This is a genomic window from Asaia krungthepensis NRIC 0535 (assembly GCF_025995175.1).
GTDB classification, from domain to species: domain Bacteria; phylum Pseudomonadota; class Alphaproteobacteria; order Acetobacterales; family Acetobacteraceae; genus Asaia; species Asaia krungthepensis.
The window spans coordinates 281473-296644 of record NZ_BAPV01000004.1 but is presented as its reverse complement, the minus strand read 5'-3'; the positions used below and the strand labels follow the sequence as shown (position 1 = coordinate 296644).

The window sequence follows — 15172 nt, the reverse complement described above, 5'->3', positions numbered from 1 at the left end:
GCGTCTGCCCTTAGCTGCCAGATGCGTTTCTCCATCAAGGTGAAAAGTTCCCGACGCGAGAAGTAGCAAAGTCTTGATAGGGTACAGCATTTCCAACTGCGCGGGGCTCTCTATTCTGGTTTTTCTTCCATGAGCCGGGGCGTATGTTCCGGCGTTGGACAAAACAAAGACTGCGCGGGATAGAGCCTATGCCTTTGCCTTCCTTCCTTTTCGTCTGCACGGGTAATATCTGCCGCTCCCCTCTGGCTGAAGCTGCAATGCGCGCCGAGGCCGCCAAGCGCGGTCTGACCCTCGACATCGACTCTGCCGCAACAGGGGTCTGGCATGTGGGGGAAGCGCCTGATGTGAGAGCGCGGCGCGTGGCTAAACGCCACGGGCTGGATATCGACACCTATGTGGCGCGTCAGGTTCAGGAAGACGACTTCAGCCGCTTCGACCACATTATCGCGCTGGATGGGGGGCATATGAGGGCCCTGCGCCGCCTTGCGCCACAGGCCGAACAGGAGCGCATACGCCTCCTCCTCGATTATGTGCCGGAACGCCGGGGCGAGGAGATATCCGATCCGTTTTACGGCAAGGATATCGATTTCGAGACGGCGTGGCAGGAGATTGCCCTCGGCTGCGCCCATCTGGCCAGCTTCACGCTCGATTCCTGATGGCTGCCCGCCTCGACGAAGCTGCGCTTCTGATCGGCGAAACTTCGCCCTTCGAGGCAATGGCGCTCGGCGGTGGTGATCTTTCAAGCCTGTGGCGGTTGCGTTTCGAGTCCGGGCAGGACGTGGTGGTCAAGCTCGGGGGGCGCGCCGAGAGTGAGGCCGCCATGCTGCGAGCCATCCAGCAAACCGGTGCGAGTGTGCCTCCGTTGCTGGCCGCAAAAGGCGACATGCTGGTGCTGGGCTACATACCGCCCCTTTCAGCGCAAACGGCGCAGAGCCCTGACGCTGGATGGATCGCTCTGGGTGAAACCCTGAAGACGCTTCACGCCAGAAGCAGAGCCCCACGATATGGCTGGGATGAGGATTATGCGTTCGGCTCCATGCCAATCCCCAATGGCTGGGCAGAGGATTGGCGTGTTTTCTGGCGGGACAGCCGGTTGCTCCCCTGCCTGGACTTTCTTCCGAGAGAACTCGCCCCCCGTGTCGCGCATCTGGCGCATCGTCTCGAGCGCTTCCTGCCGGCGACGCCCCGGCCTGTACTGCTGCATGGTGATCTGTGGACGGGGAATTTCATCGCGACACGTTCCGACGAAGGGGCAACGCAGGCGGTTCTGATCGACCCTGCCTGCACGATTGGCGATGCGAGCGCCGATTTTGCAATACTGACGCTCTTCTCCACACCTCCCGTGTCATTCTGGCAGGCCTACGGTCCGCTCCCGTCGGATTATGAGACGACGATCAACGTCTATCGCCTCTGGCCCGCCCTCGTGCATTACCGGCTTTTCGGCGAAACCTATCGCGGGATGGTCGAAATGACGCTCGATGCTCTGGAGATATAGGGGACGGTATTCAGGCGCTATCGGAGTTTGGCATCAGAAGATCGGAAGCCGAAGGAGCCCAGCCAATAGCGCGCGCTGCCAGAAGCGCCGCGCTGGCAGCGGTGAGCTCAGGCTCCCTGACAACCCGAAATGGCCGCTTGCTGAAACGCTGCTTGATGGCAACCCAGCCCGGCGCACGGGACCAGCCACCGGAGATATAGAGAGCTCTGTCGCCTTGGGTCATTGCTCCAAGATAGTCCACAGAATCGGCGCCGATCCGTGCCAGGGCGCCAACGACCGCCGAGGCGCGTGAAAGAGGAGATGACGGCGCATCCGCGGAAAATCGCGGGTCATGTCCGCCATGGGATCCGGGGGTGAAACACGAACTGTCGAGAAAGGAGTCGGGCTGTACCGTGCCGGCGAAAAGGGCCCTGATTGCGTCAGCCAAGATCTCATCTGATGATGCCCAGGCGAGATTACGGGCCAGCTCCTCCACACGGATCAGCGTCGCCCCTGAGGAAAGGATGCCCGGCGCGATGTCGAGATCTTGGGGGAACGGATCCGGATAGGCAGGCGCCTGCGTCACGATCACCTCGGCCGTTCCCATGGAGTCGAGAATGGCACCGGGGGTGATCTGGTTGATCCCCCATCCGCCGATCGGATGATCATGCCCCCCTACCACGGCAACAGCGTCGTCAGAAAAAGGCGATTCGCCCGAACCGGCCTGTATGACCGGTCCGATGATCGAGCCGGTGCGCCTGACCTGAGGGAGAAGCGCCGGGTTGCCAAGCGTTGCCGCTACTGATTCTGGAACCCAATTGCCTGTGCGTGGCAGGTAAGCGGCGGTGCGGGACGCCAGGGTGTCGCTCATGAATGCCTGACTCGACCAGAACGCCGAGGGGTAGTCAGATATGGCGAGCCAGGTTTGCGCCTGTTCATGACCTGACTGGCGCGCCGACCAGTACCAGCCTCCCAGGGTGCGGAACGGATCAGGGACGATGCCTGTGGCGTTGCCGGTGGGGAGGTCTGCCGCGAAAGCGGCGTACAGGGCGTGACGTTGCGGATCGAACCAGGGAAGGGCAGGGCTCAGGGGGGCCAGGGATGAGTCTACCAGCATGCCGTCTTCGCCGATCCCTGCCGTGGCGATTGCGGCAATGCGGTATCGGTCGCTGCAGAGGGAGCGCAGCAATTTGGAAGCTTCGTGCAATAGAAACGTCGCATCGATCATGCGATCTTCCAGCCGTCTGGGCGTCGGCACGGCTGCACGACCGACCACGCGACCTTCAGGGGAAATGATGATGGCCTTGAGATTGGTGCTGCCGATATCGAGCCCGGCGGCTACACGATCGAAACCCATGATGAGCCCTATTCACGACACTCGGGTCTTTTGATGCCCACCCGGGTGGGAGGGGCCTGTCAGCGTTCCCTGTCGGGCCCGAGATCCCTGACAGGTAGCGAACCTGTGCCAGTTCCCACTCCGGATTTTCACAGGCTATCGCGCGGCGGTCAGTCCTGGAAGCGGACCGAGCAGGAGAGCTCATCAAGTTGATTGAGCAGATCGCGGGCCGTTTTCTCGTCGCGTTGCCAGATATTGCGGCCGACAATCACGCCGCGTGCGCCCGACCGTATCGTCTGGGCAACTGCATCGAGGGTTTCTGCAGGGCCACCCGCCAAAGGACCTCCGGCAATGACCAGTGGAACCTGGAGCTCCTCGACGAGGCGCTTCGTACGGGCCTCGCCGGGGAAGGCGATCTTGATGACATGTGCGCCCAGATCATAGGCGATGCGGGCGATCTTCTCTTCCTCGATGATCACTTCCTCGGTGCGTGGAGCGCCGATCAGGACCGGTTCGAGAACGAGCGGAATATCCCAGCGATCGCAGGCCGAGATCACCTTGCCTGCGCGATGGCAGATGGCCACGCGCTCCTTGTTGGACATGTTCCACGGGAACAGCATCTTGACCGCATCTACCCCCATTCGCACAGCGTCTTCGACCGAGGTGATCAGGTCATGGGAGCCGCCGCCATCGAGCTGCCGATAATCATAATAGGTGTCGATCGTGAGGACACGTGTGAGTTCGGGATGCGCTGCGAAGAAGCCTTCGGTCTGTCGGACCTGACCTGGGGTGAGCATGAAGCCTGTCACCCCGCGTCCTGCCCAGCGGGCGAAAGGCGAGGAAGGCGTCTCGAGGCCTTCGATACGGTCGAAAATCAGGCCATGATCGACAGGCATGATGATGGCGGCACGGTTGCTCGGTAAGGTGCGACGCAGGCGGTAGGTCATGGACATGAGAAAAACTCCCGTTAGGACCGCGGTGGCGTGATGCCCGTTGTTAAAACTGTACGGTCTGTACGTACAACACCGAGGCGCGCTTCGAGGCTTGTCGTCAACTCTCTGTTCGCCTCCAGCGTGGAGAGGGAGGGCCGATACGCTCCTAAGTCTCTGAAGAACAGATGTTTCAGAGATAATCACAAAAGCCTGATCGTCCATACTGTACGGACAATATGAGCGGAAGAGACGATCCTGCTATGAGACCTGCCCCGGCTTCATGCGAAGCGGGCAGAGTTTCTACACGGAAAGAATCGTCATGCGCGCAGTCATATTCGATGGAAAAGGCGGGATCACTCTCGAGGAGCGGGCGATCCCCGCGCTGGATGCAGACACTGTTCTCATTGTCCCGGAACTGGTGGGCATCTGCGGGACGGATCTTCATTTGCTGGATGGTGAATATCCTCTGGGGCGCTTCCCCCGCATTGGGGGGCATGAATTCTCCGGGAAGGTTGTGGCGACCGGCGCAGGGGTGACACGCTTCGCGAAAGGCGAGAGGGTTTGCGTGGATCCGAATATTGCCTGCGGGCATTGTCCGATGTGCAGGGATGATGCGCCGAATCTGTGCCTCAATCTGATCCCGGTCGGCGTCACGATAGATGGCGCGTTTGCCGAATACGTCGCGGTCCCGGAAAAGATCGTGCATGCCCTGCCCGAAAGTCTCGATGCACGTTCAGGCGCCCTGATCGAGCCAATGGCCTGTGTGGTACACGCATTGGAACGCGCCCCCTCACTCGAGGCCAGGCATGTGCTTGTCTATGGGGCAGGGAGTATCGGACTCCTTGCGATCGCTCTCGTGCGGCACCGAAAGGCTGCGTGCATCGAGGTCATTGAGCCGAGCGAGACGCGTCGCCGGGCCGCTATCGAAATGGGCGCCGATTCGGCTTATGCCCCCGGGACGTACGAGCGATGCGAGGATGTGCATGTCGTGATCGAGGCCAGTGGGCATCCGTCAGCCGTGGCCGACGCCCTGACGCGCCTCGCCCCGCGTGGCACCCTGGTGCAGATGGGGGTTTGTGCACCGGAGGCCAGTATTGCTCTCAGGCCCTATGATCTCTTCAAGCGTGAGCTGACCCTGATAGGGTCACAATCTCTCGCAGGATCCTACGGACGAGCGATCGGGATCATGGCCGAGATGGGCGATCTCGGGACGAGACTTGTCAGCCATGTGGTGGATCTCGAGGATGCAAGGACCGGGTTCGCTCTTGCGCGGTCTGAGGCGGCGCGCAAGGTCATGATTCGCTGCATGCAGGACTGAGGCAACGAGCCGCCCCGGCGCGTGCATGGGGATTTTCTGGCTGACCCTCGCGACGCAACGGGACAAGGGCTGAGCGGCTCGAGGCAGGGTTGCCATTCATGCTATCCGGGGCGAACGATGCCGATGAGACAGAAGGACGCTGCGCCCCGTCATGAAAACTACCGCTCGCCACCCCGCCCGAAAGAAATCTGAGACCAGGTCCTTTGCCGAGGAGGCGGCTGTTCCTGCCCGGGCTCAACCGCGTTCCCTTCCGGCATTCGAGATCGACCGGATGGCGGCCGAACCTTACTACGCGCAACTTGCGGCTCATCTTGAGGCAGGTGTTCACGAGGGTTTGTACGGGCCGGGAGAACGCCTGCCCAGCGAGAGCGAGTTGTGCACACGATTCGACCTGTCACGTGCCACGGTCCGGCAGACATTGCAGACGCTCGAAGCGCGAGGCGTGGTGCAGCGTATCGCCGGCAGAGGGGCCTTCGTCGCGCCGGGGGGTATGGTCCAGGGCTGGATGATCCAGGGGCGTCAAGGGTTTCTGGAGACCGCGCTCGGTCACGGGCATCTCGATGTGACGACGCGCGTGCTGCACTCGGGACGCGCCATACTGAGCGAGATGATCTGCGGGTTGCTCGAGATCCCTGAAGGAAGTGAGGGGTTCGAACTGGTGCGCGTGCGCGCCCTGCGCGGCATCCCTGCGCTCTACAGCATCAACTACAGCCCGCCCGACGTCATCGGCGTGCTCGAACAGGGGGATGCTGTCTTGCAAGGACGCTCTTCTCTCAGTGCCCTGCTGGGCGAATCAGGTTATGCGCTGCAAGGCGCGCATCGCTCCATCGTGGCCGTTTCCGCCCCGCGTAACATCGCCTCAAGACTGGATGTCCGGACCGGCTCACCGCTCTTGCGCGTGCGTTCCGTGTCCTGGAGGCGCGATGGAAAGCGTTTCGATGTGTATGAGGCGTGGGTCAGGAGCGATCTGATCCCTCTGGAAGTCGATGTCAGTGCGATCTGAGCGAGAGACCGGAGACATGGCGCCCGGGGTCGATGCTCTCGCTGGCCGAAAGCACGCCTCTCGCAGGTGTTGCCTCGCTTGCCCGGTTTCACGAGGATCGAAACCGGGCTTTGCGGGGATCTGATCAGACCGAGGCGCTGAGTGCCTCGAAGAGGATCGCTATAGCCTCTGCGCCGGGATCGGGAATGTCGGCAAGCTGGTCTGCGGGGATATAGGAGGCGCGTCCGGCCCGGGCCTTCATATGGCGCGTGGCATCGGCGCCCGCACGCGCTGCCTGGGTGGCCTGCGCCAGGCTCTGACCGGCCTGCAAAGCGGCAATCGCAGGGAGCAGCGCATCGAGCATGGTCCGGTCGCCTGGCTTAGCCCCGCCATAAGCCTGCATGCGCGAGGCGCCCTCCTGCAATCCCTTGCGCCAGTCGGGCTCATGCCCGGCGGTCGTCATCAGGATAGAGAGCAGAACGCCGCTCGACCCGCCACTGTGGCGCGCCATCAGACGACCCAGCGTGGCGAGCAGAGCCTGCGGAGCGGCAAGGGGTAGAGCATCCAGAGAGCGCAGCACCTGCCGCGCGGCCTCTGCGAAGGTCGATCCTGCATCGCCATCACCGCATTTCGCATCGAGGGCGTTCAAGGCAGCCTCGTGACCGATCAGCGCGTCTGCTCCGCTCTGGATGAGACGGCGCAACAGGGTATCGTCCGAAGGGGGTTCGATGAATGTCGCAGGCAGATCAGGCGAGGGGATGGTCGCAACCGCGCCGAAAGCTGCCATGCCGGGCCATGCATGAGGCGCGGCCTGTGCGCTCAGCGCCTCGATGAAGTCAGGATCGTCGGGAAGCACTGTGAGGGAGAACCCGTTCATGTCGAGCGCGGTCATGACCGGAGCAGGGCCAATGATCCATCGTGTGCGGGCAGCCAGTCCCGTGCGTGAGAATCCGTCGAGCAAAGCGTAGGCTTCGATAGGGGGAACACTGCCGAGCATATTGAGCAGGACGACCAGCGAACCCTTGCCGGGCATTGCAGCCTCAAGCTTGTCTGCCGTGACGGCCATCAGCGCGTCCAGACCGGCCATGGGAATGCGTTCCACACCGGCTTCACCGTGAATACCGAGCCCAAGCTCGGCCTCGTTGTCGCCCAGACGCGGTTTCTGATCGCGGGTGAACACATTGCAGTCGCTGAGGGCGAGACCGATGGAGCCGAGCGAAGCCGCGGCCTTGCGGGCAAGAGCAGCCACTTCGTCCAGCGTGCGACCGGCCTCTGCCGCGGCTCCTGCGATCTTGTGGACCAGAACGGTGCCGGCGATACCGCGCGCCCGGTCCGTCCGGCCAAGGGCGATATCGTCACCCACGATCACGAGGTCGACCCTGAGCCCCAGCGCCTTGGCCTGCTCGGCGGCAATCCCGAAATTCAGACGGTCGCCGGTGTAATTCTTGACGATCAGGAGGCAGCCTGCCTCGCCCGTCACCGCGCGTATGGCAGCAAGAATGGCGTCGACGCCCGGTGATGCGAAAAGCTGTCCGCATATGGCGCCCGTCAGCATTCCTTTTCCAACGAATCCTGCATGGGCCGGCTCATGGCCCGAACCACCGCCCGACAGCAGAGCGACCTGATCCTTGGTCCAGTCGCGCCGCAGGACGACATGGATATCGTCATCACCCTCCAGACGGCACAGCGACGCGCCGGCAGGGGAGCGAAGCAATCCCTCAAGGCTCTCGCTGACAATGGTTTCGCGCTGATTGAAGAAACGTTTCATCGGCTGTCTCCGCATCGTTTCACCGCCGCTCGGGATCGGTGGTCTTGCTCAGGGCGAGCACGCTAGAGAGCCCGACGCGTGACGGACATGACATTTTCATGTGATGAAAGACACATTGATGTGACGATGAGCCGAATGGCTGAGCGCTATGGTCCTTCCCCGCGCGCGCGACCATACCGGCCCTGCCACGCTCGTTCGGCCTCCGACCTGCGCCGGTTCCGCCATGAGCAGGGTAAGCTCGGGCGGAGAGGAAAGCCCTCATTTCCTGCGCGCGAAGCCGTGACGGGACCTTGCTCTGACCTGTGAGGCATCTCTCCTGACAGGGCGTTGATGCTTGACACAAAGGGCCGGGTGCCGTGCTCTCAGGAAGGCCGCTTTCGAGCAAGGTGCTCATGTAAACGATTGGCAGCGGTCAGGGATTTCGTTACGATTATACAAGAATTCTCGTCAACAAGGTCAGGATTACAGAGTTTTGGACATTCCATCCAAGTCACCGCATCATCCGCCCCCACAGGTCGATGAGGGATATCACAAGGATCTGGGGCGCCGTCAGGTCCAGATGATCGCCATTGGCGGCGCGATCGGGACGGGGCTTTTCCTCGGCGCGGGAACGAGGCTGCAACAAGCAGGCCCATCGCTTGCGATCGATTACCTCGTATGCGGCATTTTCTGCTTTCTCATCCTTCGCGCGCTCGGTGAGCTCGTGATGTATCGCCCGAGTGCGGGTAGCTTCGTTTCCTATGCGCGTGAGTTTCTTGGCGAAAAGGCGGCTTATGCTGCCGGGTGGCTGTCCTTTCTCAACTGGGCCATGACCGGAATCGTCGATATCACTGCGGTCGCACTCTACATGCATTTCTGGGGCACGTTCGACCATGTGCCGCAGTGGGTGTTTGCCCTCGTGGCTCTCGGCATCGTCGGGACGATGAACATGATCGGGGTCCGCTATTTCGGCGAGCTCGAATTCTGGTTCTCGCTCATCAAGGTCATTGCGCTTGCCCTGTTCCTTGTCTTCGGCTGTGTTGTGCTGGGGCTCAAGATGCCGGTTGGCGGTACAGTGCCCGGATTTCATTTGATTTCGGAAAATGGCGGCATCTTCCCTCACGGCATCATGCCCGCTCTGTTTCTGATGCAGGGCGTGGTTTTCGCCTATTCCGCCATTGAGCTAGTCGGGACGGCAGCGGGTGAATGCGCCAATCCTCGTGAAATCATCCCCCGTGCGATCAACAGCGTGATCTGGCGTATCGGCCTGTTCTACGTCGGTTCCGTAATCCTGCTGGTCTGCCTACTGCCCTGGACTGCCTATCATAAGGGCGTCAGCCCGTTCGTGACCTTCTTTCAGGCCCTTGGCGTTCCCCATGTCGATACGGTGATGAACATCGTTGTTCTCACCGCCGCCCTGTCGAGCCTTAACTCAGGCCTTTATTCCACCGGCCGCATTTTGCGTGCCCTCGCCATGGGCGGTTCGGCTCCGAGGGCACTGGCCAAGATGAACCGTCAGTCTGTCCCCTATGTGGGAATCCTCACGACAGTTGCGGTTTATCTCGTGGGCGTCGGACTCAATTATCTTATCCCGGCACGCGTGTTCGAGATCGTACTCAATGTCGCGGCTCTAGGTATTATCAGCACGTGGAGCTTCATTCTCGTCTGCCAGATACGCCTGCGCCAGCTTGTCGATCGTGGTGAAGCCGAAAGTGCCGGGTTCCGCATGCCTGGTGCACCCTATACCTCATGGCTCACGCTCGGCTTTCTGGGTTTTGTGGTCGTCATGATGGCGCTCGATTATCCGGAAGGCACCTATACGGTCATCGCCATTCCGTTTATCGCCCTGATCCTGGCAGGGGGCTGGGGGCTTATTGCCCTGAGCCGCAGCAGGAACGCCTGAAATACGGCTGCGCCGTGCTCAGCCTTTTACGGGCTGGGCATGGGTTTCGGGAAGCTGGCCTTCCCATTTGGCCACCACAGCCGTGGCCAGAGAATTGCCTACGACATTCGTGGCCGAACGGCCCATGTCGAGAAACGTATCGATTCCGAGAATCAGAAGCACACCTTCCTCCGGCAGCTTGAACTGGCTGAGGGTTGCGGCAATCACCACCAGAGATGCGCGTGGAATACCCGCGACGCCCTTGCTGGTGAGCATGAGCGTGAGCAGCATGATGATCTGCGTGCTCCAGGGCAGGCTGATATCATAGGCCTGGGCAATGAAGATGCTGGCGAAAGTACAATACATCATCGTCCCGTCCAGATTGAACGAATAGCCCAGCGGAAGCACGAATGAGGAAATACGCCTTGAAATGGGGAAGCGCGAAAGCTGATCCAGCATCAGCGGGTAGGCAGCCTCGGAGCTCGCCGTTGAGAAAGCGAGCAGGAAGGGCTCGCGCATGAGGGAGATCAGGCGCCGCGCCGGGCGCCCCAGGATGACGAAAGCTGCGGCGATCAGGGCGCACCAGAGCAGGGCCATGGCGAGGTAGAACTCTCCCATGAACTTGCCGTAATTAATGAGAACACGCAGTCCGTTCGTCGTGATAGTGGCAGCCATGGCGCAGAAAACGGCGACTGGCGCCAGCATCATCACATAGCCTGTGACTTTCAGGATGATCTGGGAGAGGCTCTCGGTCCATTCCATGACCACGCGCGCCTTTTCCGGCATCGAGGCGCAGGCCACGCCGAAAAACACGGAGAACACGACGATCTGAAGGATCTCGTTATCGGTCATGGCCCGGAATACCGAGTCAGGAACGATATGGTTCACGAAGCCGTCGAGCGACATGCCATCTGTGGGAATGGGCGAGGTGGTCAGGCCGTGCAGGCGATGCATGCCGACACCAGGTCCGAACAGATTGACCAGAACCATGCCCAGGGTGAGCGAGAAGAGCGAAGCCCCCACAAACCAGATCATGGCCTTGGCACCCACACGCCCTACCGAGGCGGCATCGGACATGTGGCCGATCCCGACAACGAGCGTTGAAAAGACGAGGGGAGCGATGATCATCTTGATCAAGCGCAGGAAGATGGTCGAGCCGATCAAGACGTAATGGGCAAAATGCTGTTGCTGTACTGTATCGACAATCAGTGTGTGAGCGGCGCCACCCACCGCAATGCCCGCCAGCATCGCGATGACAATAAGGGTGGTCATGCTCATTCGCTTCATTCTCAATGCTCCAGGATCCGGCTCAGGGCTTGGGTCTAGGCCATAAGCCATTGTGATATCAAATTTCGGCAGGGCAGGGGACATGCCGCTGCGCGGTCGATATGCGAAGAGCCCCCGTAAACGAGAATCCCGCGTTGTGGCGGAGGCTCTCAATCCATATGGTGTTCTACACAGGATGCCGGGCAGATAACCCCATGGCAAAAGATGATCGGGGCCGGGCTTCCAGGCCGTGAGTGGGGGATAGGGCGTGATACAGAGTACTATTGCAGTTATTACTGGTCTTATTATCGGTTTATTCACGCTGATCGTTTCTGTGATCGCTGTTATTGAAGAATGGGCCCGTAGAGGACTTCAGGCACTGGGCGTGCCGCATCAGGTCCAGACAGCCTTGTTGGCTTTGCTGCTTCTGCTGCTCGTGGTTGTCTGCTTCCGCCTTTTCGGTCGACTTTTCGGTGTGCTGATTGCCATCGTACTTTTGGCGCTGCTTCTGCATGCATTGTTCGCGCCCGAGATGACGGCGGTGGCTTTCTGAGACGGATTGCGAGGGGAAGACAGTATGGCTGGCTCTTCCCAGCACACGCGGGCGATGACGTGGACACGCGCTGGGAGCCCCTGACGACAGGGGGCGTGATTCCGGTCAATCGGCACATCACACGGGAGGGTATCGGGAGTGGTGGTGGTGTCCGCGGCGGGATTCGAACCCACGGCCCCAGGATTCATACCACTTCGGCTTTCGCCGCCGACACGCAATGCGTGTCGTTCGTGGTCTGGACTGTCTCTTCGCCCTGGTCCGGGATGAGCCGGACGACAGGCGCTGCCCGTACAGTCTCTACACCTCCATAGCCGCGATCACGACTATGTTTGGCTCGGGATTGGCACGGTCTGATGACCAGAGCGTTCCCCGAATTTGAGCAGATCCACCATGAAGTTTCCAAGCATGGCGCCCAATTAATCTAGGAATCCTGTGCTCTATCCTGCTGAGCTACGCGGACCACCATTGCCAGTCTAGGGGGGGCGCTTTCCGCCGGCAAGGGGGGAGGTTTCAATTTTTTCTGTTCCCCCTGATCGGTTGCAATACTCGCAAGTCATTCTAAGATCGTTGTTGTTAGTAAGTCATTTTGCCCTCGCGCAAACGAGAGTTTCACCTCCTTTATGCTGGCAAGAATGAAGATTTACTTTAAGTTTCTTCCCCAGGGGTTACCCGCGACAAGCACACTCTCGGCACTATCGTTTTTCCTTCAACTGCGCGCGATGCTGGGGTGGAGAATACGTTTCGTAAAAAAACCGAGACAGGGATGTGATATAAGGCTCCAAGAAAAGAAAGCGTGAAGTAATGTTCGATCTGGCCCTTCGTGGTGTTGCAAAAACCGATTCCACCCTGCTGCGTCTGCGACTTATTGGTCGCATGGAAGCCACGACGCTCACAGGCGAAAGCGTACTCCCGGTCGGTGGGAAGACGAAGGGATTACTTGCTATTCTCGCCCTGTCGGACCGCAAACCTGTCGCGCGCTCCCATCTGGCCGAGTTATTGTGGAGCCGCCGACCAGATGACCTCGCGCGGGCATCGCTTCGTCAGGAAATCCACCGACTTCTCGACGCGCTGAGTCCGCTTGGTGTCGATGTGATCGACGTGCAGCGCCACACCCTTGCGCTCAAGCCGGCGCTCACCTCGGTCGATGTCGAGCGTATTCTCAATGGCGGCAAGTCCATCCTGCGGGAACTGCCCCCTCCGAGCGAGGTGCTGCTTGGCGAGCTGAACGGTATCGACCCAGCATTCAATGAATGGATCGAGGGGCAGCGCACCCGCCTCAATCGCCACATCTATCAGCTTTTCGAAAGCGCCCTGCGCACCCAGGTGGATCCGGACGCCATTCTGGAAACTGCGGATCACCTGTTGCTGCGCGACGGCCTCAACGAGGCGGCCTGGCGCGCACGCATCCAGGCCTGGGTGACCAAGGGCGAATATGCCCAGGCAGCGGCTCTTGGCGATCAGGTCGTGCAGCTTTTCCAGGATCAGCTCGGCACCGTGCCCGGTCCGGCTACAATGGGGCTGGTGCGGGGGCTGCAGGAGCGTATCGCTTTCGACTCTTATGCCAAGACCCACCATGGCGCCGCGGGTGAGATCGATCCGGCCCTCGTGCATGCCGACATGCATGTCGAGACATCCGGACTTTTTGCTTCGGGGGGAGGGGAGGGGTCGTTTCTATCGGCTGGCCCGCCGCCCCGTACCCTAGGTTCGATCGCTGTCGCCCCGCTCAAGGCGACCGGAGGCGCGCATGCCGACGCGCTTGCAGCCGAACTGACGGAGCGCCTCGAGGTCAAGCTAGTCGGGCTTCAGACCTTCACTGTCGTACCGTTCCCCGAGACGCCGCAGGGCGATACCGGGCCCTTGCTGGGGAATACCCATAATCCGGGAACGGATTATGTGATCTCCGGGCTGGTGCGTGCCAATGCCGAACATGACGACGCTTCGGAAGGCTATGTGATCATCCGCCTGCTCAGCCTGCGCCAGGAAGGCAGTGTCGTCTGGGCGGACAGGTTCGAGCTTCCGAAGGACACCCGAGCCCAGCGCGCCTTGCTGTTCTACGTGATGAAGTCGCTCCAGTGGTCGCTCTTTGTGTCGGAAGGGCAGCGCATGATGTCGCGCCCGATCGCCGAATTGTCGGCATTCCAGATGGCGGTCAGGGCCCTGACCCTGCTTCTGCGATGCGACCTCACCTTGTCGACTGAACTGGCCGATCTTGCCGAGCGGGCTTATCAGTCCGATCAGGAATCTGTCTTTGTCCTGTATGTGCGCTCGCTGATCCGCTTCTTCATCTACCAGGAATCCTGGGTGACCTCCGCGCAGGAAGATATCGAAGAGATTGCCTCTGCGGCGGGTTACGTGGCCATCCAGCTTCGCGCCAATCCGCTCGGGGTGTGGTTGTCGATGCTGACCCGCACATTCACACCCGGTCAGCTGGACGAGGCCAAGGCGCTGACAGCCGAATATACGGGCGCAGGGGGCGTTTTTCCTGCCATCGCGATCTCGCCTTCCATCCATGCGCTCAAGGCAATCCAGGCGCTGCTCTCTGAACAAAAAGAGATCGCGCAGGAGGAGATCCAGCAATTCCGTGCCCTGCGCGCGTCGCAGCCTCTCGCGGTTCTGTCCGAGCCCTTCAGCATTTTCGTGCTCGAAGCCTCGGGAAACAACGAAGAGGCCAGACAGGCTGGGGCAGCCTTCGTCAGCCTTTACCCAAGAAGTGCCGCCGGGGTTCTGTATTATCTGGTCGCACTTGCCTCTCACGGCATGGGTGAAGAGACAGAACGCGTGAAGCGCCATCTCCTGCGTCTTGTCCCGGATGTCACCATTGCAGGAATCCTGTCTCGTCACGCTTTTCTGCCCCAGTCGATGCAGGCCTGGCTGCGTGAGATGCTTCAGCGGGTCAGCATCCCCAACGGATAGATGTCCTGCCGGGCAGAGGGATCCGGGAGCGGGCCTCCCGGTAAATCCCTGGCAGGTGAATCCCCAGCGGATAAATCAACGCCCCGCTTGGCGTGATCGGGCGGGCGCGATATGAACTGTGGTTGAAGCCGGACGCGGGTACCGCGATCGGGGATTTCGACACGCGGCCAGTGCCAGTCTAATAGGGACAACATGACACCTCGTTTGCAGCCGATCGCCCCTCTCAACGCGCCCGCAAAGGCGACGTCACTCAAGGGACGGTTCCTTCCCGTTCTGCCGCTCTGCGCCCTGATGGCGCTGAGCGCCTGTGGCGGTGGGCGCGATCCCGACAGCCTGACCCAGCCCCGCAACCATCTGCTCGGCGTCGATCGCGGTGCCACGGGTGGCGATGACCAGCTTCAGGGCGGCGTGAACGCCTATCTCTGGCGCGGTGCTATTGATACGCTCAGCTTCATGCCCTTCGCCTCGGCCGATGCGAGCGGTGGCGTGATCCTGACCGACTGGTATCAGCCGCCTGCCAGCACGAATGAGCGTTTCAAGATTGCGGCTTACATCCTTGATCGTCGCCTGCGTTCGGACGCGCTGCGCGTTTCGGTATTCCGTCAGGAAAAGCAGGGGGGTGAATGGGTGGATACCCCGGTCGCCAACAACACGACCTCGGATATCACAACGCGCATCCTTGCCCGCGCACGCCAGCTTCGTGCCGATAACGGCAATCGGGACTGATTTTCCCGCACTGAAGACCACGTGACGCGAACAGACGACAGAA

12 protein-coding genes are annotated in these 15172 nt (G+C 60.8%); 8 read left to right on the top strand and 4 right to left on the bottom strand.

Features of this window, described 5'->3' with window-relative positions:
* The first annotated feature begins 188 nt into the window (after positions 1 to 188).
* Positions 189 to 656: a low molecular weight protein-tyrosine-phosphatase gene (locus AA0535_RS03825; RefSeq protein ID WP_264814567.1), complete on the top strand. Its 468-nt coding sequence runs from the start codon at positions 189 to 191 to the stop codon at positions 654 to 656.
* On the top strand, positions 656 to 1495 hold the full coding sequence (locus AA0535_RS03820) for a fructosamine kinase family protein (protein WP_264814566.1): 840 nt from the start codon (positions 656 to 658) through the stop codon (positions 1493 to 1495). Before AA0535_RS03825 ends, AA0535_RS03820 begins: the two co-directional genes overlap by 1 nt.
* Positions 1496 to 1505: 10 nt before the next feature.
* On the opposite strand, the gene AA0535_RS03815 is transcribed toward AA0535_RS03820, so the two are convergent.
* Entirely contained in the window at positions 1506 to 2831 is a 1326-nt protein-coding gene (locus AA0535_RS03815; protein ID WP_264814565.1) for an FGGY family carbohydrate kinase, read from the bottom strand.
* A gap of 149 nt (positions 2832 to 2980) precedes the next feature.
* Positions 2981 to 3763 (bottom strand): class I fructose-bisphosphate aldolase, encoded by a 783-nt coding sequence (locus AA0535_RS03810; RefSeq protein ID WP_264814564.1) that lies wholly within the window; start codon positions 3761 to 3763, stop codon positions 2981 to 2983.
* A gap of 298 nt (positions 3764 to 4061) precedes the next feature.
* Between AA0535_RS03810 and AA0535_RS03805 the strand changes: the two genes are divergently transcribed.
* Both AA0535_RS03805 and AA0535_RS03800 read left to right on the top strand, forming a co-directional pair.
* Positions 4062 to 5060, top strand: coding sequence for an alcohol dehydrogenase catalytic domain-containing protein (locus tag AA0535_RS03805; protein WP_264814563.1), 999 nt, complete (start codon positions 4062 to 4064; stop codon positions 5058 to 5060).
* A 151-nt stretch (positions 5061 to 5211) separates the two neighbouring features.
* Positions 5212 to 6063 (top strand): GntR family transcriptional regulator, encoded by an 852-nt coding sequence (locus AA0535_RS03800; RefSeq protein WP_264814562.1) that lies wholly within the window; start codon positions 5212 to 5214, stop codon positions 6061 to 6063.
* Positions 6064 to 6187: 124 nt separating this feature from the next.
* On the opposite strand, the gene AA0535_RS03795 is transcribed toward AA0535_RS03800, so the two are convergent.
* Positions 6188 to 7810, bottom strand: coding sequence for a dihydroxyacetone kinase subunit DhaK (locus AA0535_RS03795; RefSeq protein ID WP_264814561.1), 1623 nt, complete (start codon positions 7808 to 7810; stop codon positions 6188 to 6190).
* A 472-nt stretch (positions 7811 to 8282) separates the two neighbouring features.
* Between AA0535_RS03795 and AA0535_RS03790 the strand changes: the two genes are divergently transcribed.
* Positions 8283 to 9692: an amino acid permease gene (locus AA0535_RS03790; protein WP_264814560.1), complete on the top strand. Its 1410-nt coding sequence runs from the start codon at positions 8283 to 8285 to the stop codon at positions 9690 to 9692.
* Between the two features lie 18 nt (positions 9693 to 9710).
* On the opposite strand, the gene AA0535_RS03785 is transcribed toward AA0535_RS03790, so the two are convergent.
* Positions 9711 to 10943: a dicarboxylate/amino acid:cation symporter gene (locus AA0535_RS03785; RefSeq protein WP_264814559.1), complete on the bottom strand. Its 1233-nt coding sequence runs from the start codon at positions 10941 to 10943 to the stop codon at positions 9711 to 9713.
* Between the two features lie 262 nt (positions 10944 to 11205).
* Here AA0535_RS03785 and AA0535_RS03780 point away from each other — a divergent pair, with 262 nt between their 5' ends.
* The 3 genes from AA0535_RS03780 to AA0535_RS03770 all read left to right on the top strand — a co-directional run bounded on the left by AA0535_RS03780 (position 11206) and on the right by AA0535_RS03770 (position 15129).
* Positions 11206 to 11490 carry a hypothetical protein gene (locus AA0535_RS03780; RefSeq protein WP_264814558.1) on the top strand — a complete coding sequence of 95 codons (285 nt, stop codon included), beginning with the start codon at positions 11206 to 11208 and terminating at the stop codon, positions 11488 to 11490.
* An 801-nt stretch (positions 11491 to 12291) separates the two neighbouring features.
* Positions 12292 to 14403 (top strand): hypothetical protein, encoded by a 2112-nt coding sequence (locus AA0535_RS03775; RefSeq protein ID WP_264814557.1) that lies wholly within the window; start codon positions 12292 to 12294, stop codon positions 14401 to 14403.
* Between the two features lie 291 nt (positions 14404 to 14694).
* On the top strand, positions 14695 to 15129 hold the full coding sequence (locus tag AA0535_RS03770) for a DUF3576 domain-containing protein (RefSeq protein WP_233581948.1): 435 nt from the start codon (positions 14695 to 14697) through the stop codon (positions 15127 to 15129).
* Positions 15130 to 15172 lie beyond the last annotated feature (43 nt).